Consider the following 23934-nt stretch of genomic DNA (forward strand, 5'->3'; position numbering starts at 1 on the left):
TACGGCGAGTATTTATCTCAATTCAATCCATTTCCTTCTTAAGCCTACTGCTTTGCTTTGTTGCTTATAATTGAACGATAAGACTGGTTTTTTGTTAATTTTGTGGTTCCAAATAGCGCATTGATTGTAAAAATCAGAGAATTGTTCATTTATTGGTTGTGCCTATCATTGCTTTTTATTACTGTACTTCTCAACTAGTTCACTGATTTTTAATGCGGGCGATATGGACCAACAATCTTCCTCTTCAAGAGAGCACTTTAGCTCTCGTTTAGGCTTTATTTTAGCAGCGGCTGGTGCAGCGGTTGGCTTGGGTAATATTTGGGGTTTCCCGACTCAAGTTGCCAGCAATGGTGGTGGCGCTTTCCTTTTGGTCTATTTGATCATGATCTTCGTGGTTGCTTTCCCTATGCTGGTGGTAGAGATGGCTATCGGCCGTCACGGCCAAGCAAACCCAGTTGATAGCATGCGATCTTTGACGACAAATCCTTTGGGTAAGAAAGTCGGTGAGTTTGTCGGCTGGATTGGACTGAGTGTACCAAGCGCTGTGTTGGCATTTTACAGTATTGTTGGTGGTTGGTTGATCTGCTTTCTCATTGGTGCGGTCGCGGATCTTATCGGCCTAGAAGCGATTGCTGATTGGTTTAAAGGCTTCAGTGTTGAGCGCAACGTATTTGGTACCGTCTCGTTCTATGTACTGACTATCTTGATTGTGCAGGGCGGTGTTAAGCAAGGCATTGAGAAGTGGTCGACTCGTTTGATGCCTGCGCTGTTTGTTTTATTTGGCTTATTGTTTGTTTACATCATGACGCAATCTGGCGCGATGGAAGGCCTAAAACATTACCTAGTTCCGGACTTTGAGAAAGTGTGGGACAGAAAACTGATTCTGGCGGCAATGGGACAGGGGTTCTTCTCACTCACTATTGGCGGTTGCTCGATGTTGGTTTATGGCTCTTACTTAAGCAAGAAAGAGAACCTGCCCAAAATGGCGATGAACGTAACTTTGGTGGATACTGCTGTCGCTTTTATTGCTGGCCTAGTGGTGATGCCTGCAATGTTTGTTGCGATGCAAAAGGGCGTACAAATCTATGCGGAAGATGGCTCACTATTAAGTTCTGACACGCTCGTATTCACGGTTCTACCGTTGATGTTTGATAGTTTAGGTGTGCTTGGTCAGATCTTTGCGATTGTGTTCTTCTTACTACTAACGATTGCTGCACTGACTTCGTCGATTTCGATGCTTGAAGGCCCTGTAGCGCTAGTGAGTGAGCGTTTCAATACTAGACGAACGCCAACAAGCTGGGTGATTGGTGGTGCTATCGCGCTGTTTAGTGTGGTGATTGTTTACAACTTTGCTGCGATGTTTGGCATGGTAGCGATGATTGCAACTCAGTATCTTCAACCAGTCGCAGCACTGATGTTCTGTGTGTTTGGTGGTTGGGTGTGGAGCCGAGCTTCAAAAGTGAAAGAGCTTGAACAAGGTTGTCCGGATTTCCAATTGGGTTGGTTTGGTAAGGTTTGGCCAATGTATGTGAAGTTTGTGTGCCCAATCTTGGTAGCAACGGTTATCTGGGCTTCTTTCGGTTAATGCAGAACCCTTTCAGGGCTTTTTGAAATTACCTCCTCAGAACTTGAAATATTAAGCACAAGGCCACTCATAAGAGTGGCTTTGTTGTTTTAATATAAAGCTATAGCAGCACGAACAAGATAGAAAAAAGGCGCTGAACATAATATTCAGCGCCTTTGTAGTGTTCGTTCAGCAATCGTGATTACTTGATTTCCATACCTTGAGCTTGCAAGTCTGCATGGTAAGAAGAACGTACAAACGGGCCACACGCTGCGTGAGTGAAGCCTAGCTCTAGAGCAATCTCTTTCAGCTCGTCGAACTCAGAAGGCGGCACGTAGCGTTCTACTGGTAAGTGGTGACGGCTTGGTGCTAGGTATTGGCCTAGTGTCAGCATCGTCACACCATGTTCACGAAGGTCTTTCAGTACTTGAACGATCTCTTCTTTTGTCTCACCAAGACCCATCATCACACCTGATTTTGTTGGGATATCAGGGTGCTGCTCTTTGAATTTCTTCAGTAGATCAAGAGACCACTTGTAGTTCGCACCTGGACGCGCTTTACGGTATAGACGTGGCGCTGTCTCTAGGTTGTGGTTGAAAACATCTGGCGGGTTGTCTTTCATTAGATCAAGTGCAACGTCCATACGACCGCGGAAGTCTGGAACCAGAGTTTCGATACGAATATTTGGGTTTAGTTCGCGAATCTCACGGTTACAGTCAGCAAAGTGCTGAGCACCGCCGTCACGCAAGTCATCACGGTCAACTGAAGTGATTACAACGTACTTCAGTTTCATGTCTTTAATCGTCTTAGCCAGTTTCTTCGGCTCTTCAGCTTCAGGAGCAACAGGGCGACCATGGGCAACATCACAGAACGGGCAGCGACGAGTACAGATAGCGCCAAGAATCATAAACGTTGCCGTACCGTGGTTGAAACACTCGGCTAGGTTAGGGCAAGACGCTTCTTCACAAACTGAGTGCAGGTTGTTTTTACGCATTGCTGATTTGATTTCTTGAATACGATGGCTGTCTGAAGGAAGTTTAATCTTCATCCATTCAGGCTTACGTAGAACTTCTTTCTGTTCAGCAGGCATATTCTTTACGGGAATTAATGCCATTTTGTCAGCGTCACGATATTTAACGCCTTTTTCCATTTGGATTGGTTTACTCATGATTTTATGCTTCTGCTGTAATGTTACTGGTGGCTTGAATGTCTACTTGGTCATAGCCGAGTAGCTCTACGAGCTCTTGTATTAACTGTTGCTCAACGTTTTCTAGTTCACTTGGTCCGCCGAGTTGGCTTACCTGCGCCATTTCCATACCTTGGTAACCACATGGGTTAATACGTAGGAATGGAGACAGGTCCATATCGACGTTGAGTGCTAGCCCGTGGAACGAGCAGCCACGTCGAATACGTAATCCGAGTGAACAGATTTTCTTGCCATCGACATAAACACCAGGAGCGTCAGGTCGGGCAGCTGAATCTATATTGTAAGCTTTCAGAGTATTGATTACGAGGTTCTCGATATGAGTAACCAAATCACGCACTCCGAATTTCTTGCGGCGGATGTTAATCAGAAAGTAAGCGACTAATTGGCCTGGGCCGTGGTAAGTCACTTGGCCACCGCGATCGCTTTGTATCACAGGGATATCACCGGCATTTAATACATGCTCAGCTTTGCCTGCTTGTCCTTGAGTGAAGACAGGGTTGTGTTCAACCAACCAAACTTGGTCTACGTCTTCTTCCGTGCGTTCGTCTGTGAACTTATGCATGGCTTTCCATACAGGTTCGTAATCCTGACGGCCTAATTTTTTTACGATTAGCTTATTTTGCAAAGCTGCACTCCCTCAAGGATTAATAAAGTGAACGCATTATAAACGCGAAACATGATTCTAACTACAGACGGACTGCAAGGTTTTTCAACTTTCTTTGTATTTATTGAAAATTAAGTTGAATGAATTTGAGCTAGATAAGGTGCTTTAAACAAAAAAAGCGGCAATAAGCCGCTGTTTTTCATGTGTAATCGGAGATTACAGAACCATACGAACGATTTCGATCTCGCCCAGTTCTTTATAAAGAGTTTCTACTTGTTCAATTGAAGTCGCAGTAATATTGATAGAAACAGAGTGGTAGTTACCTTTCGCACTCGGTTTTAGCGTTGGGCTGTAGTCACCAGGAGCATGACGCTGGATCACTTCTAGTACTAGCTCAGTCAGTTCTGGCTTAGCGTGGCCCATTACTTTGTAAGTGAATGAACAAGGGAACTCTAAGAGGTCTTTTAGTTTTGCATCAGAATTGATGTTCATGATTAGCTCCAAAAGGCTAGACTCTCGCAAATTGGCGAAATGTCGATAAAAAGCGTGTTCGGTCAACAGACACGAGTAATAAGGCGGAATATTACGTGTAAATATCACCGAACTCAAGATCAACAAAAGCCGCACATGGCGGCTTTTGGTTCGCTAATGAGTAAATCATGAACTTACTCATTAGGTTAGCTATACAACAAGCTTAGGTTTTACCTAAAACAAACCTCTGGCTTGTTTAGAATAAACCCTTGAATAGCAGTACTAGGTAGTCCCATAGACGGCTGAATAGGCTGCCTTGGTCTACATCTTCAAGTGCTAGTAGTGGGTATTCAGCAACGTCTTCACCGTCTACTTGGTAGAATAGTTTACCAACTACATCGCCTTTACTGATCGGAGCCTCTAGCTCTTTCTCAAGTACGAAGCTTGCTTTTAGGTTCTTAGCTTGGCCACGAGGTAGCGTTACGAAAGTATCTTCGTCGACACCTAGTGCAACTGTATCCTTGCTACCCATCCAGATCTTCTCTTCTACGAAGGTTTCACCGGCTGTGTGTGGTGCCACTGTTTCAAAGAAGCGGAAGCCGTAGCTAAGCAGTTTTTTGCTTTCTGTTTTACGAGCATTCGCATTCTTGGTGCCCATTACTACGGCAACTAGGCGCATTTTGCCTTCTGTCGCTGAGCTTACTAGGCTGTAACCTGCATTGCTTGTGTGGCCTGTTTTGATGCCATCAACGTTCATGCTCTTATCCCATAACAGACCATTACGGTTGTATTGGGTGATGCCGTTGTATGTGAATTTCTTCTCTGAGTAGATACGGTACTCGTCTGGCACGTCGCGAATCAGCGCCTGACCAAGTAGCGCCATATCGTAAGGCGTTGAGTATAGGTTCGGGTTGTCTAGACCGTGCACGTTAGCAAAGTGCGTGTCTTTCATGCCGATAGAGCTTGCCCATGCGTTCATTAGGTCAACGAATGCATCTTCAGAACCAGCAATATGCTCAGCCATTGCAACAGTGGCATCGTTGCCTGATTGAATGATGATGCCACGGTTCAGTTCTTCAACTTTAACCGTTGTGCCCACTTCAATGAACATTTTTGATGAATCTGGGAAGTTTTTCGCCCAAGCATTTTCACTGATTACAACATCGTCGTTTAGATTGATGTTGCCACGTTCTAGCTCTTGGCCGATCACGTAGCTCGTCATCATCTTGGTTAAACTTGCTGGAGAAAGTTGAGAGTTCATCTCTTTCTCTGCTAGCACTTTGCCTGAATGATAATCCATCAGAACAAAACCTTTAGCGGCGATTTGAGGTGCATCAGGAACAACAATAGGAGCGGCGAATGACGATGTAGCTATCGTTGCAGAAAGAGCAACAGAAGTAGCAAAAATCGATTTAACAAGTTTATTAGATTTAATCATTTTGAATGCAATTATTTGGTGAACTATTCATATATTAACAGAATCACTCTGTCACACCAGAGCGCTGATTACCAGAAGTAACTGTTAGATTAATTAGCGAGTTAGGGTGTGTTTTTTTATATAAGCTGACGGGTAACCCATTAGCTTAACTTGTTCTAATTTCTCTTGAGTCAGAGCATAGTCATGAAATGGCCCAATCATCAGACGGTAGTTGTCATCATTTGGCTGCAAGAACGTTGCTACTTCTAGCTTTTCGGCTAGATCTTTCGCTAACTTCTCGGTTCTATCTTCATGTGGAGATGTCGCGACTTGAATAATAAATTGCGGTAAAGCTGCCTTTTTATTTGCATCGGTTGGCATAGCTACAGTAATGACTTCAATCTCAACATTTGCTGTGCCGGTTCTCAACACATCGAGCTTGTAAGCTGCCGCATAACTAAGGTCAATGATTCGGCCTTCATGGAATGGGCCGCGGTCATTGATACGCACAATCGTCGTTTTGTTATTGTCGGTATTCGTCACTTTTACATAGCTTGGAATTGGCAATGTTTTGTGCGCCGCAGACATCGAATACATGTCGTAGATCTCGCCGTTCGACGTTAAGTGGCCATGAAATTTCTTACCGTACCAAGAGGCTTTGCCTTTCTCAGTAAACCCTTCGGTCTTCTTTACGATCTTGTAGTCTTCGCCACGTAAAGTGTAATCCGTGTTACCACCTAAACTATAAGGTTCATACTGAGGGTGAGCATCCTCTAGATGCTCTACTGAGATCGGTGCGTCTGGTGCAATATCTGAATCAATATCGTAGCGGCCTGTTGGCTGCTTTGAAGAACAACCATTGATTAAAATCGCTAGTCCTAAGATAGAGACTATTTTTTTGATTGGCAGCTCTTCAACCAAGGATGCTTTTTTTGGAAACGTTGTAATAGACATCGATTAGGTCGCCTTTGAGAATGCTTTTCTGTGTGTATGGATCGACATTAAAATACCAAAACCAGCCATAAGGGTAACCATTGAAGTACCGCCATAACTGACTAGAGGAAGAGGAACACCAACCACAGGTAGAATGCCACTTACCATGCCAATGTTAACAAAAATATAAACGAAGAAGCTCAGTACAATACTGCCGCCCATCATTCGACCGAATGCGGTTTGAGCTTGGCTCGCAAGCACTAAGCCACGTCCAATAATGAACAAGTAGATAGCAAGCAAGAACAATATACCAATCATGCCCCATTCTTCGGCGATGACCGCAAAAATGAAGTCGGTATGACGCTCAGGGATGAACTCTAGTTGAGATTGAGTACCTTGCAGCCAACCTTTTCCAGATATACCACCCGAACCTATCGCAATCTTACTTTGAATGATGTGGTAACCCGCACCTAATGGATCTGATTCAGGATCAAAAAGGGTTCTTACACGTACTTTTTGATATTCACGCATCAAGAAGAACCATAGGATTGGGATAAATGCCCCTAGCGCGATTGCTGCACTGGCAATGATTTTCCAACTGATACCTGCCAGGAATATCACGAAGATACCTGATGCAGCGATAAGGATAGATGTACCTAAGTCGGGTTGCTTTGCGATTAGAATCGTCGGTACAAACACCATCACTAGCGAGATCGCTAATGTTTGGAAGGTGGGCGGAAGTGAGCGCTTACCGATAAATCGAGCCAACATCAAAGGTACCGCGAGCTTTAACAGCTCTGAGGGTTGGAATCGAACAAAGCCGAAGTTTAACCAACGCTGGGCACCTTTAGAGGCTTCACCAAAGAACAACACGCCTAATAGTAAGATGACACCACCTGCAAACAGCAATGGTGCCAAGGTCTCATAAGTGCGAGGAGAGATTTGCGCTAGGAAGATCATCACACCTAAAGACAGAGCCATACGCATCGCCTGGCGATCCATCATCGCAAGGCTTTGTCCGCTTGCGCTGTACATGATCAGTAGGGCAAAGCCCATTAAAACCAGAATGCCAAGCAATAGCGGCAGGTCGATATGCAGCCTTTCGAATAGGGCTCTATTTCGTCCAGTTGAAGGATCAAGTTTCATTATTTAATTGGCTCACTTTGATAATCTTCTGCAAGGATAATATGGTCTAAAATCCTTCTTACTACTGGGCCGCCGTTAGAAGAACCGCCACCTGCGTTCTCTAGAACTATAGTTACGACGGCTTCAGGATCTTCAAAAGGCGCGTAACCCGTAAAGAGGGCGTGATCGCGTAAGTGCTCTGCGATTTCATCCGCGTTGTACTCTTCATCTTCTTTTAAGCCGAATACCTGCGCGGTACCCGATTTACCAGCGGTTTGGTAAGACATCTTCTGGAATGAACGTCTTGCCGTACCTTTCTTACCGTGGTTAGCCAGCCTCATACCTTCCTGAGCGATATCCCAATACTTCTTCTTAACCCCGGTTAGCGGTGGGTAAGTTTCAATGTCCGACATGATTTGTTCATCGAATGGACGACCGTTATCAATGGTTGAACGAAGTAGGTGAGGTGCGGTTACTTCACCTTCATTGACCAAAACTGATGTGGCTTTTGCAATCTGCATTGGTGTTGCAGTCCAGTAGCCTTGGCCAATACCAACTGGGATGGTGTCACCTTGGTACCAAGGCACACGGTGTCTTGCCATCTTCCAATCACGAGTTGGCATATTGGCTTTACTTTCTTCATAAATATCGATGCCAGTATAATCACCAAAACCGAACATCATCATCCATTTGGATATGCGATCAATGCCGAGATCATAAGCAATTTGGTAAAAGAAAGTATCCACTGACTCTTCAATCGCTTTCTCTATATCAACGACGCCGTGTCCCCAACGTAACCAGTCACGGAATGGTCTTGTTTTTGAATTAGGGATCTTCCAATAACCTGGGTCATTACGCGTTGTATTGGGTGTAATCACACCTTCTTGCAGAGCCGCAACAGCAATGAATGGCTTGATCGTCGATGCTGGTGGATAAATACCTAGCGTTGCACGGTTAACCAAAGGGCGGTCTTTGTCTTGAAGTAGGGCGTTATAACCTTTAGACGAAATACCATGTACGAATGCATTTGGGTCGTAGCTTGGGCTAGATACCATCGCTAACACGCCATTGTCTTTCGGGTCGAGAACGATAGCTGAACCGCGGCGGCCATCAAGTAACTTATGTACGTATAGTTGTAGCTTGATATCCAAGTTGAGCACGATATCTTTACCTGGAACCGAAGGTACAAACTTAAGAGTACGGATCACTCGTCCACGGCTGTTAACTTCGACTTCTTGATAGCCAGCGGTACCGTGCAGCATGTCTTCGTAGTAGCGCTCAATACCAAGTTTACCGATGTCACGAGTGGCTTGGTAATTGGCGTCTTTCTCTTCGCGAACCAAGCGCTGCATATCACGGTCATTGATGCGCGATACGTAGCCAATCACGTGAGTTAACACATCACCATAAGGGTAGAAACGTTTTAGCGTACCTGTAACTTCAACACCTGGGAACTTATGCTGATTTACAGAGAAGATCGCAACTTGTTCTTCGGTAAGCTGATTCAGGATAGGTACTGACTTGAAGCGTCGTGAATTGCGACGATCACGATCAAATCGTTCAATACGCTCTGGCGGGATCTCGATTAATTCTTGTAGACGGACGAGCGTGTCATCCATATCTTTGATTTTTTCTGGTGTGATTTCTAGGTTGAAAACCGGGCGATTTTCTGCAAGAAGCACACCATTACGATCGTAAATCAAACCACGGTTGGGGGCGATTGGAACGACCTTGATGCGGTTATCGTTAGAGCGGGTTTTATAGTCTTGATATTGATTGACCTGAATGTTGTACAGGTTAACAACCAACATCGATATCATGACTATGATCCCCGCAAACGCAACAAAAGCACGATTAGTAAATAGTCGTGCTTCTGCTTTGTAATCACGGATTTGGCTACGTTTACGTAACATTAACGCTTATTCTCGATGATAAGGGTGGTTAGCAGTGATGCTCCAAGCTCGATACAAGCTTTCAGCCATGATAACGCGTACTAATGGGTGAGGTAGAGTAAGCGCAGACAGAGACCAACTTTGGTCTGCAGCCGCTTTACATGCAGGTGCTAATCCTTCAGGCCCGCCGATAAGGATAGAAACGTCGCGTCCATCCAACTTCCAACTTTCCAATTGCTCTGCTAGTTGTGGGGTGTCCCACTTTTTACCTGGGATATCAAGCGTGACAATGCGGTTGCCTTTCGGAACCGCTGCCAACATCGCTTCGCCTTCTTTTTGAAGAATGCGTGCAATATCCGCATTTTTACCGCGCTTTCCCGCAGTAATTTCAATGAGCTCTAATGGCATATCATGAGGGAAGCGGCGTTTATATTCTTTAAAGCCTTCTTCAACCCACTTTGGCATTTTTGTGCCAACTGCGATTAACTGGATCTTCAAAGCTTAGCCCCAAAGTTTTTCTAGTTGGTACAGTTCACGGTGTTCTTCTTGCATAACGTGAAGCATGCTTGTGCCCATATCTAGAACAACCCATTCACCTTCTTGCTGGCCGTCCATGCCTAGTGGCTGCATACCTGCTTTACGTACTTCATCAGCAACATGCTGTGCAATAGAAGCAACATGGCGCTTAGAGGTGCCAGTACAAACAATCATGTAATCAGTAACGCTTGATTTGCCTTCTACATCGATAGTCACAATCGATTCTGCTTTCATGTCGTCGGCTTTGTCTGCAAGAAAATCTTTTAGTTCTTCACGTAACACGGGGTGTTCCTTTAATCTGAATTTAGCTTTTTAGGGGCTGTCGACCCTAGAATATACCACGCTTTTATGCGTGAAATGGTATTGAAGCTGAAGGGATACAAAACTCTACGCTTAACTGATGAATTAGTGGCCAAGGCGACTGCTCATATTGAGTTTTTGTCATCAATTCAGCCTGAGTGAGCAACGCGAGCAAAGAGTGTAATTGAGAAATTGAAACTCTTGTTAGCGCGGCGTTATAAAGAGGCTTTTTAGATTGCCAGATACGGTGTTTCTCGAAAACCTGACCAATCGGCATCTGTTTCATTTGTTGCTGCATTTGTAATAGCAGAGCAAGCTCACGTTGTATGCTACGCAATAAAATGACGGGTTCGACACCTTCGGCTTCTAGCTGACGTAGGATTCGTTGTGCTCGGTTACCTTTGCCTGCCAATAACGCATCACTCCAATGGAATGGAGTAAAATGGTTGTGTCGACTCAGCGATTCTTCTAAGCGTACTAACGTGAGCTTTCCATCTGGGTATTGGAGAGCCAGTTTTTCTAGGCTTTGGGTCAGAGCAAATAGATTACCCTCATGCCATTGCGCCAGCATTTGAATCGCTTCAGGATCTGGTATTAAACCGATTTGACGGCAGCGTGCTTGGACAAACTGAGGTAATCGGCTGACATCTGGCGTTAGGCAGCTGACCCAGTGACCCTGATTCGAAAGTGCCTTAAACCACTTAGCGCTTTCTTGAGCTTTGGTTAGCTTAGTGCCTACCAAGATCAGCAGGATATCACTGTGGATATGCTCGGAGATTGCGAGTAGCTCTTTCGCTATTGCGGCATTGACGCCTGACTCTGGCAGTTCAAGCTCGATGACCTGACGGCTAGAGAATAGGCTCAGTGCTTGAGTGCAGTCGTAGACTTGATTCCAGTCGAGACTGCTATCAATCGCAAAGCGGTGACGTTCTTCAAAGCCTTGTTGTTTTGCAGCCTTTTGAATCGCTTCTCGGCTCTCTTGCAACAGTAGCGGTTCGTTACCAAAAATTAGGTAAACATTACTCAACTGTTTAGCAAGTTGCTCTGATAAGCGGTCAGCAAAAATACGCATCAAATAAACCTATTACTCAGCCGAATCGCTAAGTGTTGGTTGTTCTTCTGAAGCTGGTACGGTCTCAACGTCGTCAATTTCAACATTCTTGATGTTGTATTGCTTTTCTAGCTCTTTCACTTGAACGTGCTCTAGTGCATCTAGATCCATGCTATCAGCGGCAATGTTCGCTTTTAGTCGAGCCATCTGACGAAGGATTTGGCTTGTTGCCAATTTACGCATTTCATCTTCGATCATGTCTCGTTCAACCGACTTCGCAAGTGCAGTTAGCGGGTTATCTAGGTAACTACGGGTTACGCTGGTTGAGAACGTCTTTGAGCCTAGATCCGGGACAGTTACGCGGTATGAAGCGCGGAATGTCAGTTCTTTCTCTGCTGCACGAGTGTTTTGGTATAGAGACAGAGTTCGCTCACCTACGCTCTCACTAATAATGTGCAGGTTTGGTGTATTCTCAGCCGGTGGCACAATTTCTACATCATTCATACGCAGTTGACCTTTCATCATACGTGTAAACGTACTGTATTGGTCGTAACTGGTTACGGAGATCTTGTTGAGTTCTTCTGGTACGGAGTAATCACCACGTAGGTGGAAACCACAGGCACTTAATAGGCTAACGGTTAAAACAACAACAGTAACTTTCAATGAAGATAGTGAAATCAGGCGCATTATTTGATGGCTCTCATGAAGGTAGAATACTTATTTAAAGGCTTTAATTCGTTAGAGTGGTTAGGCTCGAGTCTAAAGCGCTTAAATAAGTAGACAGGGCAATTAGCTACCCTGTCTACAGACTGCTTTTGATGAATTAAGTTCGTTAATTCTTTAGCAATTGCATTGTGCTAACGAAATTAGTTAGCAACGATGTTTAGAAGCTTACCTGGTACGAAGATAACTTTACGGATAGTTAAGCCATCTAGGAATTTCTTAGCGTTCTCATCGTTTAGACCAAGCTCACGAACTTGCTCTTCTGTTGCATCAGCAGCAACGGTTAGTTTCGCACGTAGCTTACCGTTGATCATAACAACAATAGTTTTCTCGTCTTCAACTAGCGCTTTCTCATCGAAAGTTGGCCATGTTGCTGAGTCTACGTTTGATTCACCAAGTGCAATCCACATTTCGTAAGAGATGTGCGGAGTCATTGGGTAAAGCATGCGTACTACCGCTTTTAGCGCTTCATCAAGGATTGCACGATCTTGTACAGATTCTTGAGGAGCTTTCGCCAGCTTGTTCATCAGTTCCATGATTGCAGCGATTGCCGTGTTGAACGTTTGGCGGCGGCCAATATCGTCCGTTACTTTCGCAATAGTCTTGTGGATATCACGACGAAGTGCTTTCTGGTCGCCAGATAGCGCAGAAGCATCAACAGATTCAGCAGCACCCTTAGAAGAGTGAGCGTGAACCAATTTCCAAACACGTTTAAGGAAGCGGTTAGCACCTTCAACGCCAGACTCTTGCCACTCAAGCGTCATGTCTGCAGGTGATGCAAACATCATGAATAGACGTACTGTATCAGCGCCGTACTTGTCTACCATCTCTTGTGGGTCGATACCGTTGTTCTTAGACTTAGACATTTTGATCATGCCTGAGTGTTCAACTTCACGGCCTTGATCGTCGACTGCTTTTTCGATGCGACCTTTACCGTCACGTTCAACCGTTACGTCAGTCGGTGCAATCCACTCTTTGGTGCCTTTTTCGTTTTCGTGATAGAACGCGTCAGCCAGAACCATGCCTTGACACAGTAGTTGTTTGAACGGTTCGTCAGACGTCACGTAACCCGCATCACGTAGAAGCTTATGGAAGAAGCGAGAGTAAAGCAGGTGCATACAAGCGTGTTCGATACCACCAACGTATTGGTCAACGGGTAGCCAGTAGTTTGCTTTCTCTGGATCTAGGATGTCGTCAGCTTGTGGTGAACAGTAACGTGCGTAGTACCAAGAAGATTCCATAAACGTATCGAACGTGTCAGTCTCACGTAGAGCTGGTTCGCCGTTGAATGTTGTTTCAGCCCAAGACTTGTCTGCTTTGATTGGGCTAGTTACGCCATCCATTACTACATCTTCAGGAAGAATGACTGGCAGTTGGTCTGCTGGTACTGGGTGAACTTCACCATCTTCAGTGGTTACCATTGGGATTGGAGCGCCCCAGTAACGTTGACGAGATACACCCCAGTCACGTAGACGGAAGTTTACTGTCTTCTTACCTTTGCCTTCAGCTTCAAGCTTCGCAGCAATTGCATCGAATGCTTCTTGGAACGCAAGACCATCGAATTCACCAGAGTCAAACAGTACACCTTTTTCAGTGTAAGCCGCTTCAGACACGTCTAGTTCAGAACCGTCTTCAGGTTTGATTACTGGGATGATATCGATGCCGTACTTAGTTGCGAACTCGTAGTCACGTTGATCGTGAGCAGGAACCGCCATTACCGCACCTGTGCCGTAATCCATAAGTACGAAGTTTGCTACGTATACAGGAACAACACGACCGTTAAGAGGGTGGATAGCCGTTAGGCCAGTATCCATACCTTTCTTTTCCATCGTTGCGAGTTCAGCTTCAGCAACTTTAGTGTTACGACACTCTTCAACGAATGCAGCAAGCTCTGGGTTGTTCTTCGATGCTTTCTCTGCAAGAGGGTGACCTGCAGCGATACCAACGTAAGAAACACCCATTAGAGTATCTGGACGTGTTGTGTACACTTCTAGTGGTGCTTCTTCGCCGTTAACAGCGAAAGATAACTCAACACCTTCTGAGCGGCCAATCCAGTTGCGCTGCATGGTCTTAACCATTTCAGGCCAACCTTCAAGGTTGTCTAGATCGTCTAGTAGCTCTTGAGCGTACTCAGTGATTTTAATAAACCACTGTGGAATTTTCTTTTGCTCTACTGGAGTGTCACAACGCCAGCAACAACCGTCTTCTACTTGCTCGTTTGCCAGTACTGTTTGGTCGTTTGGACACCAGTTCACTGAAGAAGTCTTCTTGTAAACCAGGCCTTTTTCGTAAAGCTTAGTGAAGAACTCTTGTTCCCAACGGTAGTACTCTGGAGTACAGGTTGCGAATTCACGGTTCCAGTCGTAACCAAAGCCTAGAAGCTTAAGCTGGTTCTTCATGTACTCAATGTTTTCATAAGTCCATGGTGCAGGTGCTGTATTGTTTTTAACAGCTGCGTTTTCTGCTGGTAGGCCGAATGCATCCCAACCAATTGGCTGCATTACGTTTTTGCCTTGTAGACGTTGGAAACGAGATACCACATCACCGATGGTGTAGTTACGCACGTGACCCATGTGCAGTCGGCCACTTGGGTAAGGGAACATAGAAAGACAGTAGAATTTTTCTTTGTTTGGGTCTTCACTTACAACGAAAGTCTCGCTGTTATCCCAGTGTTGTTGAACCTTTTGTTCAATCTCTTGCGGGTTATATTGTTCTTGCATCGATGGTATCCGGTTATCTTGGAATTTGTGAGTTCGGTTAGAACAGAATCTTACAGATCGTCATAGAATACCTAAAGGAGCTGAGTACAACAATAGTTATACCCTTCATACTTGCAGTTGCTGCCTAGTAGATTGTGTAATTTTCACTGAATTTCGCAGGGCAACTATACTTAAGAGTATGAATTGCATTTGTTTGTAAGCGGGAGTGCATTGCAGCGCATCCGTTTGCTCACTAAAAGGTTGGTTATGTTAAGGAGGTTGTTATGCCGAAGAAAAAAGCGCTCTATGAAGAAGTCGTCGAAGAGGTGATTGAAACGCTGAAGCATAGCCCTGAAGAGCTCAACAACAAAATCGAAACGTCGGGCAAGTTTGCGAAAGCAGCTAATGATATGACTAAAGATGAGCTTTCATTGATCTCTGCCTACGTGAAGTCGGACTTAAAAGAGTTTTCCGAAAGCTATGAAGAGAGTAAAAGCGGTCCATTCTATTTGATGATTGCGGACTCTATTTGGCAAGGGCTGTTGGATATTACTGATCGTACTAAGGTGGAGTGGGTTGAACTGTTCCAAGACTTAGAACACCAAGGCTTGTATCAAGCGGGTGAAGTCATTGGCTTAGGCACCTTAGTATGTGACGAGTGTGGTCACCAAACCGAATATAACCACCCAACCAATATCATTCCATGCATTAAATGTGGTTCTAAAGGGTTTAGTCGTAAAGCCCTTAAACCGTAAGCTTCTGAACCATAGCGTATCAACGTAAAACCACAGCAATAAAAAAGGGTTGACCCAAACAGTCAACCCTCAAATCACTTTTCGTCGAATCTAGCTTTTTGGGTTTCTAATTACCCAACCAATCACCAAGCTGATCATCGCCCAGATATACAGTGGCCAAGTACCTACTGTGTGATAAGGCGTTTGACCATCCGTTGAAATGAGTTCAGCTTTTAATACTGCCGTTTCAAACTGAGGCACTTGCTTGATGATGTTGCCTTTGTAATCGGTTACTGCTGTCACACCATTGTTGGTTGAGCGAATAACTGGCTTACCAAGCTCCAGAGCACGCATCTGTGCAATTTCCATATGTTGCAGAGGGCCAATCGAACGACCAAACCACGCATCGTTAGAGAGCGTTAAAATAAAGTCAGTCTCATCGGTTACGTTCTGTCTAACTTGATCATTAAAGACTATCTCATAACACAACGCAGGCGCTAAGTGACGACCATTTGCCACGATGTTTGGTTGAACAAAGTCGCCACGGCTGAATGATGACATCGGCAAATTAAAGAAAGGCGCTAATGGGCGTAAGATATCTTCAAACGGTACAAATTCACCAAACGGCAATAGGTGATGTTTATGGTAGCGTTCGTCAGGATCGTAGTTGTATTCACCATATGGGTTCACGCCGAGAGAAAGAATACTGTTGTAGTATTTCTTATCTTCAGACTGATTAAGCACACCGGTAATGATCGAGCTGTTATTCATCTTCGCTGCGCTATCTAAGTTACGTAGGAAAGAAGGAATCTCTACCTCAAACGCAGGGATAGCGGCTTCAGGCCAGATGATGATATCCGCGTCCCAATTTTCTCTGCTTAAGTCGGTGTACTTCATCATGGTCGGCCAGCGATGACTCGGCAGCCATTTGCTATCTTGATCAACATTACCTTGAATCAATACCACTGATGTTGTTTTTTCAGGGTTAGGCGTGACCCAATCGATATTTCGAATACCAAAACCTGCGCTAAATACGACGGCGGGAATGATAGCGATACTCCATGCCCGGTTAACAATCGCATAAGCGAATGCAGAGGCTGAAACAATGATCACTAGAGTAATTAACTCGACACCGCCAATCGGTGCAAATGAACCCAATGGCGAATCGATTTGGCTGTAGCCAAGCCAAAGCCAAGGGAAGCCCGTCATTACCCAGCCACGCAGCCAATCACTGATTAACCACAATGCAGGAGCTGCAAGGAAAAAGCGGCTTAGGTTATTGGCAGGGAAGAACTTGTTCAAACTCCAGGCAAATAGGCCGGAATAAACCGCTAGGTAGCCAATGAGCAGTGCCATCAAAAACAGGTTGGCTGCCAGTGGCATGCCGCCAAAGTGATCGATGCTGACGTATACCCAACTGATACCTGTGGTGAATTGACCTAAACCCCATGCGTAGCCAATCCAAAGCGCACTTTTAGGAGAGCGGTTGTGGATCAGTAACAGCAACAAAGCTGGGCTGAGAATAGCAAGAGGCCATATAGAGTATGGAGCGAATGAAAGGGTGGTTATAGCGCCAACAAAAACGGCCGCAAGCGGCCGTAATAGGCGATGAATAAATGTCTTAGTCATCTAATTTCTGTCATCTCTTTAGAGAGAAGTTGTTATTCTTCGATAGTCGGAAGAGGCTGTTCGTCAGGAATGGTTACCTGTAGCTGAATCACACGACGGTTATCTGCTGATGTTATTTTGAAATGGTAGCTTTCGATTTCTACAATTTCGCCACGAACCGGCAGGTGACCGAGTGCTGTCATAACCATGCCGCCTACGGTATCCACTTCATCGTCACTAAAGGCAGTGTTAAACGTATCGTTGAACTCTTCAATAGTGGTTAAAGCTTTTACAGAGAAGGTATGCTTACTCAGCTTACGAATATCTAGCTCTTCTTCATCGTCGAACTCGTCTTCAATTTCACCAACGATTTCTTCGAGGATATCTTCAATGGTTACCAGGCCAGAAACTCCGCCAAACTCATCGACAACGATAGACATGTGGTAACGCTCTTCTTGGAATTCCTTAAGCAGGCGATCAACTCGCTTACTTTCAGGAACAACCACGACAGGGCGAATCACTTGTTCGATATCAAATGGGGCACTTTCTGAACCCAAATACTTAAGTAGGTCCTTCGCTAATAGAATGCCTTCAACATGGTCTTTATCTTCACTGATCACTGGGTAGCGAGAGTGTTGAGCATCAGTAATGAGCGCAATCAATGTATCTAGATCATCGGTGCGTTCAACTGTAACCATTTGAGAGCGAGGCAGCATGATATCGCGTACTCGCATCTCTGAAATTTCCATAACACCCTCGAGCATGTCGCGTGTGTCGTGGTCAATTAGGTCATTAATTTCTGAGTCGCGGATTACATCTACGAGCTCTTGGCGATCTTTTACTTCACCTTGAAATAGTTGGCCTAGGCGTTCAAAGAAGGACTTTCTACTCGGACCTTCAGATTTTTTACTTCCCTCAGAAGTGGGGGGGTTACCTTCGTTCATGATTTCTCAAAAAATAACGCTATCAGAAGTGTGATAGCACACGTTACAACTCAGATTCCTGCGAAAATCACAGGTTCGATGAGTTATTGTTTCTCTGCAACCTACTTAACTAGAATCAATTTACTTTTCTAGAATATAAGGGTCTTCAAACCCCATAGATTGCATGATTTCTGTCTCGAGTGACTCCATCTCTTCAGCTTCATCATCTTCGATATGATCATAACCTAGCAGATGCAGACTGCCATGTACAACCATATGAGCCCAGTGTGCTAGCAGAGGCTTACTTTGCTCTTCTGCTTCTTTTTCGACAACTTGGCGGCAGATAATGAGGTCGCCCAGCAGATCTAACTCGATCCCTGGAGGAGCCTCGAATGGAAAAGACAACACGTTAGTTGGCTTGTCTTTGCCACGATATTCATGATTGAGCTGGTGGCTTTCTTGTGTATCAACGATACGAACCGTCAACTCAGCGTTCTCTTGAAACTGAGGAATTGTCTTGTCCAACCAAAGCTGAATATCTTGCTCAGTTGGAAGACCTTGCTCATTTTCGACCGCTAATTGCAGGTCTAGTTCAATAGACATCTATTTATCACCTTGTTCTGCAATTACAGAGCTATTTTGTGTTGCTAATTGTGTCGTAACGGCCTGCTGAGCCTCAAGAAGTTTGGCCTCACGTTCTTCACGTTTACGCTTTTCAAACTCTTTGCGCTCTTTCTGGTCTTTTGCTTCCCACTTCTCGTATGCGTTGACGATACGAGCAACCACAGGGTGACGAACGACGTCTTCAGACATGAAGAAGTTAAAGCTAATGTCGTCGACTTCATTGAGCACTTCAGTCGCATGGCGTAAGCCTGATTTTGCACCACGAGGTAAATCGATTTGCGTAATATCACCTGTGATCACAGCGCGTGAGTTAAAACCGATACGGGTTAAGAACATCTTCATCTGTTCTACCGTGGTGTTTTGGCTCTCATCAAGAATGATAAACGCATCATTCAATGTACGACCACGCATGTAAGCCAGTGGCGCAACTTCAATTACGTTACGTTCAATCAGCTTCTCAACTCGCTCAAAGCCAAGCATCTCAAACAGCGCATCGTAAAGTGGACGCAAATATGGGTCTACTTTCTGGCTTAAATCACCCGGTAGGAAACCAAGCTTCTCACCGGCTTCAACAGCAGGGCGAGTCAGTAGGATTCGGCGAACCTCTTGGCGTTCAAGTGCATCAACTGCTGCAGCAACAGCTAAGTAGGTTTTACCTGTACCTGCTGGCCCAATACCAAAGGTGATGTCATGAGTGACCATGTTCATTAGGTATTGTGCTTGGTTTGGCGTACGAGGTTTGATAACGCCTTTTTTAGTCTTAATGGTCACTTCTTTGCCGTAGTCAATTTCAGGCTCGACGTGTTGCTCCAAAATGCCTGACTCGGTGATCGCCAGATGTATTTGCTCTGGTTCGATATCGATTATGTTGCCTTTAACTGGAGCCGTTTCAACATAGAGGTGTTTGATGATGTCTAAAGCTGCGGCTGTAGTGTGAGGCTTACCGACAATCGTGAAAAAGTTGCTACGGTAATTAATCTCAACGCCCAGACGACGCTCAAGATGCTTGATGTTGTCGTCAAATGGTCCGCATAAACCTGCCAAGCGCTTGTTGTCTGCTGGCTCTAGGTTTATCTCTAAGGTAACGATTTTATTGCTCAAATTAGCCTCTCATTTTGTGCCACTCACTCTTGAATAAAACAAAGAGCAAAAAGCCCGATTTAGACCGGGCTTCTGATGGTGATATCCCTATTTCTAAGATGGTCACTTAGTTAGGTAATTTCAAGCTTTGTGTTTGCGCTTTGTGCTCAAACAGTTGTATTGCCTATGGCGTAAATGTCGCTACACCTAGCTCGTCTTCACGTTTTGTCTTTTCCATCATTTCTGCTGGAGTCATAACAACGCGTAGACCCATGTCTTTTTCTGTGCGAACTAGCTCACCACGTAGTGAGTTGGTGTAAACCTCAGTGATCTTCACATCTACGAATTGACCGATTAGGTCTGCAGAACCTTCGAAGTTCACAACACGGCTGTTTTCTGTACGGCCGCGAAGTTCCATTAGGTTCTTTCTTGATGGGCCTTCAACAAGGATACGTTGCTCTGTGCCTAACATTAGACGAGAGAAGCGCATAGCTTGTGTGTTTACCGTTTGTTGCAGCTCGTATAGACGATCTTTCTTCTCTTGTGCTGGTACATCACATGGGTAATCTGCCGCTGGCGTACCTGGACGTGGAGAGAAAACAAAGCTGAAGCTCATATCGAAATCAACTTCTTTAATTAGCTTCATTGTATCTTGGAAGTCTTGCTTAGACTCACCAGGGAAACCAACAATAAAGTCAGAGCTGATTTGAATGTCAGGACGAGCTTTACGCAGTTTACGGATAATAGATTTGTACTCGATAGCCGTATGCGGACGCTTCATCATCGTAAGAATACGGTCACTACCACTTTGTACTGGTAGGTGAAGGAAGCTCACTAGTTCTGGTGTATCTTTGTAAACTTCAATGATGTCGTCACCAAACTCAAGCGGGTGGCTTGTTGTGAAACGAATACGGTCGATACCATCGATAGAAGCAACAAGACGAAGCAGTTCTGCGAATGAACAGATATCGCCTTCGTGTGTTGGACCGCGGTATGCGTTTACGTTTTGACCTAGCAGGTTAACTTCACGTACGCCTTGCTCTGCAAGTTGAGCAACTTCGAAAAGTACATCATCCATTGGACGGCTAACTTCTTCACCACGTGTGTATGGTACAACGCAGTAAGTACAGTATTTAGAACAACCTTCCATGATAGAAACGAACGCCGTCGCGCCTTCAGCTTTTGGCTCTGGCAGGTTATCGAACTTTTCGATCTCTGGGAAAGAGATGTCCATTACTGGCTTTTCGTTAGACAGTGATGATTTAATCATCTCTGGCAAACGGTGTAATGTTTGTGGGCCAAAGATAACGTCTACGTAAGGTGCACGTTGACGAATGTGATCACCTTCTTGAGTCGCTACGCAGCCACCCACACCGATCACCACACCTTCTTTTTTATCTTTAAGCGTTTTCCAACGACCAAGCTGGTGGAATACTTTTTCTTGCGCTTTTTCGCGGATAGAACAAGTATTCAATAGTAGTACGTCTGCTTCCTCAGGTACTTCAGTTAGCTCATAGCCATTTGCAGCGTTAAGCAGGTCGGCCATTTTTGATGAATCATATTCATTCATCTGACAGCCCCAAGTTTTAATTAGCAGTTTCTTACTCATTATATGTTCGCTCGATCGTTAGTTTAATTTAAGGGAGCAAATCGCCCATTATTCATCCGCTAGCCCCGTTTGTCATAATACGGTATTCAATTTTATGACAGGTTCTAGCGGCAAGCGGCGTATTGTACTGGTTTCAAAACCGACTGACTAGTAGTCTGAACAAATCTCTTATGTAGTGGTTTTTATTATCGTTAACGCCATATACCATAAGGGATAACCCTTTTTTCGAATAAGGTTTTTGGTTACAAGTTAGTTATGAAAAAGTACAATCAAAAACAGTCAAAGAATCAAACTGATAAGTACAAAATATGAACAGTTACGATATTGTAGTCGTTGGTGGCGGCATGGTTGGCGCAGCAACAGCAATCGGTTTTGCAAAGCAAGGTCTGAGTGTTGCGGTGATCGAAGGTTTTGCCCCACAAGCTTTTGATGAGTCGCAAGCGATGGACATTCGTGTGTCAGCGATTTCTCAAGCATCGGTCGATTTGCTTGAAGATCTTGGTGCATGGCAAAGTATTGCAGCGATGCGAGTGTGTTCTTATAAGCGTTTAGAGACGTGGGAGCATCCAGAGTGTCGTACTCGGTTTGATGCTGCATCACTAGACCTTCCTCGTTTGGGCTATATCGTTGAGAACAGACTCATTCAATTAGGTTTATGGTCTCAATTTGATGCCTACGACAATCTCGAACTGTTATGTCCAGAAAAGCTCGATGTGATTGAGTTTGGTGAAACCAATATCGTTAAGCTTCAATCTGGGGTTGAGTTATCTGCGAAGTGGGTGGTTGGTGCTGATGGTGCGAATTCAGCCGTTCGTCAACAAGCTGGAATTGGCATTACGGCTTGGGATTATCGACAACACTGTATGCTTATCAATGTAGAAACAGAACAACCTCAGCAAGATATTACTTGGCAGCAATTTCTACCAAGTGGTCCTCGTTCATTTTTGCCTTTGTGTTCTCTAACCTCTGACGGTCAAGAAGTCGGGCAGGGCTCGTTAGTTTGGTATGACTCTCCACTGCGTATTAAGCAACTGTCAGCAATGACTCCTGAAAAACTACGCAACGAAGTACTTACTCACTTTCCTAAAGAGTTAGGTGATATCAAAGTCTTGAATTCGGGTTCTTTTCCTCTGACACGACGTCATGCTCAATCATACTCGAAGAATAACTGTATTTTAGTCGGGGACTCTGCGCATACGATCAACCCTTTGGCTGGACAGGGTGTTAACTTAGGCTTCAAAGATGTATCAGTACTGTTGAATGTCACCAAAGAAAAGGGTGAATTGAATCAGTCTGTAGCAAGACGCTATGAAGTGATGAGAAGAGGCGACAACCTAATGATGCAGAGTGGCATGGATTTCTTCTACAAGACATTCAGCAACGACATTGGCCCGCTCAAGTTTGTGCGTAATGCCGCACTAAAACTCGCAGAGAACTCTGGGCCGATTAAAACTCAAGTATTGAAATACGCTTTGGGTCTTTAAGTCGCTAGTTTAATTGGTTGCAAAAGAAGAGGAGAGCTGATGCTCTCCTTTTTTGTATCTGGTGATTACTATCGCTGTTGCGTCACACAAACAGGCGCATCTAGCTCTAACGAGTAGCCTGTATAAACCAAAGAACCGTCCTCATTATCTCGCTTGAATGAGGTGATGTTGTTGGAGTGCTGGTTGGCGGCGATAAGCCATTTCCCATCGTCGGTTATATGGAAGTCTCTTGGGAATTTTCCTTCAGTGTCGTAGCTATCAATGAAAGTCAGCCTGTGAGTCTCAGAGTCGACTTTAAAGCTGCTGATTCTTGATTGGTATCGACATGACACATAAAGGAATTGCTCATCAGGGGATAGCTTAATGGCAGCTGCGGCTTCTCCCTTCTCTATATTAGGCAATGCATCAATCTCCTCCACTACATTCCAAATGCCTAAAACCTTTTCCAAAATCAGTAACGTTTCAGAGATTTCACAGACCACATAGGCTCTGTCTTCAGCTTTGTTAAAGATTAAATGGCGAGGTCCATTGCCGGCTGGCACTTTAATAGACTGCATTGGATCATCAAGGAACTCTTCTTGCTCTTCATCAAAGCAATAGAAGTTGATGCGATCGGTGCCGAGATCGACAGTCACAAACTGTGGTGAGTTTTGCAGGAACAGACATTGATGGGCGTGTGGGTTTGTTTGTCTCTCTTTGTTCGGCCCGGAACCAACCATCTTGATTGTTTTGAGTCGCTTATCGATGCTGCCATTGATACTTAAGCTAAAAATATCGAATGTGCCTGATGAGTATTGCGACGTGATAGCAAACTTATTGTGTGGATCTACCGCGACGTGACAAGGGTGATCTCCCGAGATGAGGCTCGCATTGGGCGTTAGCTGTGAATCAACATTAGGTATATGAATTAGCTGGGGCTGTTTTTGCTGGTCAACTTCCGATGCAGTATAGATCCCAGTCTTTGTTACAGTAACAAAAGAGGGGTTAGTACATTTGATGATCAGCTCTAGAGGTAATAGTTTTCCTGTTTCTAGATCTAACTGAGTTTGATAAACACCTTGGCTTTTACTTGGCGTATCTGTGTAGCAACCGATCGTTAATGGGAGGGCTTTCATAGGCTAGTCATACTCAATTAGAAAATGGAGCTGACATTGTCTTATAAAATCGTATTAAAAGTGAGGTTATAGAAGAGAATACTTGGTGACTTGGCTAGCAGATTTGCATATTCCAGATAAAACAAAACCCAGCTAAAAAGCTGGGTTCTATTTAATGATGGTGCGGTCGGAGAGACTTGAACTCTCACACCTCTCGGCGCCAGAACCTAAATCTGGTGCGTCTACCAATTCCGC

General features: G+C 44.7%; 21 protein-coding genes. 3 read left to right on the forward strand and 18 right to left on the reverse strand.

What is annotated here, in order from left to right:
- The first annotated feature begins 223 nt into the window (after nt 1-223).
- Nucleotides 224-1585: a sodium-dependent transporter gene (locus MSG38_RS20805; protein ID WP_248402513.1), complete on the forward strand. Its 1362-nt coding sequence runs from the start codon at nt 224-226 to the stop codon at nt 1583-1585.
- 181 nt (nt 1586-1766) lie between these two features.
- Here MSG38_RS20805 and lipA read toward each other — a convergent pair whose 3' ends face one another.
- The 12 genes from lipA to leuS all read right to left on the reverse strand — a co-directional run bounded on the left by lipA (nt 1767) and on the right by leuS (nt 14544).
- Nucleotides 1767-2732: a lipoyl synthase gene (gene lipA / locus MSG38_RS20810; protein WP_017059920.1), complete on the reverse strand. Its 966-nt coding sequence runs from the start codon at nt 2730-2732 to the stop codon at nt 1767-1769.
- Between the two features lie 4 nt (nt 2733-2736).
- Entirely contained in the window at nt 2737-3396 is a 660-nt protein-coding gene (gene lipB / locus MSG38_RS20815) for a lipoyl(octanoyl) transferase LipB (protein WP_004737632.1), read from the reverse strand.
- Between the two features lie 195 nt (nt 3397-3591).
- Nucleotides 3592-3870, reverse strand: a complete 279-nt coding sequence (gene ybeD / locus MSG38_RS20820) for a DUF493 family protein YbeD (protein ID WP_026084358.1) — start codon at nt 3868-3870, stop codon at nt 3592-3594.
- Nucleotides 3871-4102: 232 nt separating this feature from the next.
- A complete protein-coding gene (locus tag MSG38_RS20825; protein ID WP_174214344.1) occupies nt 4103-5284 on the reverse strand; it encodes a serine hydrolase in 1182 nt (393 codons plus the stop codon).
- 93 nt (nt 5285-5377) lie between these two features.
- Nucleotides 5378-6217 (reverse strand): septal ring lytic transglycosylase RlpA family protein, encoded by an 840-nt coding sequence (locus MSG38_RS20830; RefSeq protein ID WP_019820805.1) that lies wholly within the window; start codon nt 6215-6217, stop codon nt 5378-5380.
- A 3-nt stretch (nt 6218-6220) separates the two neighbouring features.
- A complete protein-coding gene (gene rodA / locus MSG38_RS20835) occupies nt 6221-7342 on the reverse strand; it encodes a rod shape-determining protein RodA (RefSeq protein ID WP_048607962.1) in 1122 nt (373 codons plus the stop codon).
- Nucleotides 7342-9234 carry a penicillin-binding protein 2 gene (mrdA, locus tag MSG38_RS20840; RefSeq protein WP_048607956.1) on the reverse strand — a complete coding sequence of 631 codons (1893 nt, stop codon included), beginning with the start codon at nt 9232-9234 and terminating at the stop codon, nt 7342-7344. The genes rodA and mrdA overlap by 1 nt, the downstream gene beginning before the upstream one ends.
- Nucleotides 9235-9240: 6 nt before the next feature.
- A complete protein-coding gene (gene rlmH, locus MSG38_RS20845; protein WP_004735246.1) occupies nt 9241-9711 on the reverse strand; it encodes a 23S rRNA (pseudouridine(1915)-N(3))-methyltransferase RlmH in 471 nt (156 codons plus the stop codon).
- A gap of 3 nt (nt 9712-9714) precedes the next feature.
- Complete coding sequence (rsfS, locus tag MSG38_RS20850; RefSeq protein ID WP_004735247.1) at nt 9715-10032, reverse strand: ribosome silencing factor; 318 nt, start codon at nt 10030-10032, stop codon at nt 9715-9717.
- A 64-nt stretch (nt 10033-10096) separates the two neighbouring features.
- Nucleotides 10097-11122, reverse strand: a complete 1026-nt coding sequence (holA, locus tag MSG38_RS20855; RefSeq protein WP_248402514.1) for a DNA polymerase III subunit delta — start codon at nt 11120-11122, stop codon at nt 10097-10099.
- Between the two features lie 12 nt (nt 11123-11134).
- Entirely contained in the window at nt 11135-11788 is a 654-nt protein-coding gene (lptE, locus tag MSG38_RS20860) for an LPS assembly lipoprotein LptE (RefSeq protein WP_048615267.1), read from the reverse strand.
- A gap of 179 nt (nt 11789-11967) precedes the next feature.
- Nucleotides 11968-14544 (reverse strand): leucine--tRNA ligase, encoded by a 2577-nt coding sequence (gene leuS / locus MSG38_RS20865; RefSeq protein ID WP_017068503.1) that lies wholly within the window; start codon nt 14542-14544, stop codon nt 11968-11970.
- A gap of 263 nt (nt 14545-14807) precedes the next feature.
- Here leuS and MSG38_RS20870 point away from each other — a divergent pair, with 263 nt between their 5' ends.
- Nucleotides 14808-15278 carry a zinc ribbon-containing protein gene (locus tag MSG38_RS20870; protein ID WP_017062329.1) on the forward strand — a complete coding sequence of 157 codons (471 nt, stop codon included), beginning with the start codon at nt 14808-14810 and terminating at the stop codon, nt 15276-15278.
- Nucleotides 15279-15368: 90 nt separating this feature from the next.
- Here the strand turns inward: MSG38_RS20870 and lnt are convergent, their stop codons facing one another.
- The 5 genes from lnt to miaB all read right to left on the reverse strand — a co-directional run bounded on the left by lnt (nt 15369) and on the right by miaB (nt 21101).
- Nucleotides 15369-16886, reverse strand: a complete 1518-nt coding sequence (gene lnt / locus MSG38_RS20875; protein ID WP_248402515.1) for an apolipoprotein N-acyltransferase — start codon at nt 16884-16886, stop codon at nt 15369-15371.
- A gap of 32 nt (nt 16887-16918) precedes the next feature.
- A complete protein-coding gene (corC, locus tag MSG38_RS20880) occupies nt 16919-17809 on the reverse strand; it encodes a CNNM family magnesium/cobalt transport protein CorC (RefSeq protein WP_248402516.1) in 891 nt (296 codons plus the stop codon).
- Between the two features lie 120 nt (nt 17810-17929).
- A complete protein-coding gene (gene ybeY, locus MSG38_RS20885; protein ID WP_012603383.1) occupies nt 17930-18391 on the reverse strand; it encodes an rRNA maturation RNase YbeY in 462 nt (153 codons plus the stop codon).
- A complete protein-coding gene (locus tag MSG38_RS20890; RefSeq protein WP_248402517.1) occupies nt 18392-19513 on the reverse strand; it encodes a PhoH family protein in 1122 nt (373 codons plus the stop codon).
- 163 nt (nt 19514-19676) lie between these two features.
- A complete protein-coding gene (miaB, locus tag MSG38_RS20895) occupies nt 19677-21101 on the reverse strand; it encodes a tRNA (N6-isopentenyl adenosine(37)-C2)-methylthiotransferase MiaB (RefSeq protein WP_012603385.1) in 1425 nt (474 codons plus the stop codon).
- Between the two features lie 308 nt (nt 21102-21409).
- Between miaB and MSG38_RS20900 the strand changes: the two genes are divergently transcribed.
- Nucleotides 21410-22585 (forward strand): 2-octaprenyl-3-methyl-6-methoxy-1,4-benzoquinol hydroxylase, encoded by a 1176-nt coding sequence (locus MSG38_RS20900; protein ID WP_048607939.1) that lies wholly within the window; start codon nt 21410-21412, stop codon nt 22583-22585.
- 68 nt (nt 22586-22653) lie between these two features.
- On the opposite strand, the gene MSG38_RS20905 is transcribed toward MSG38_RS20900, so the two are convergent.
- Nucleotides 22654-23700, reverse strand: a complete 1047-nt coding sequence (locus MSG38_RS20905; RefSeq protein ID WP_248402518.1) for a lactonase family protein — start codon at nt 23698-23700, stop codon at nt 22654-22656.
- Nucleotides 23701-23934: the final 234 nt, after the last annotated feature.

It is taken from the genome of Vibrio sp. 1CM24A, from assembly GCF_023161725.1.
In the GTDB taxonomy this organism is placed as follows: Bacteria; Pseudomonadota; Gammaproteobacteria; order Enterobacterales; family Vibrionaceae; genus Vibrio; species Vibrio coralliirubri.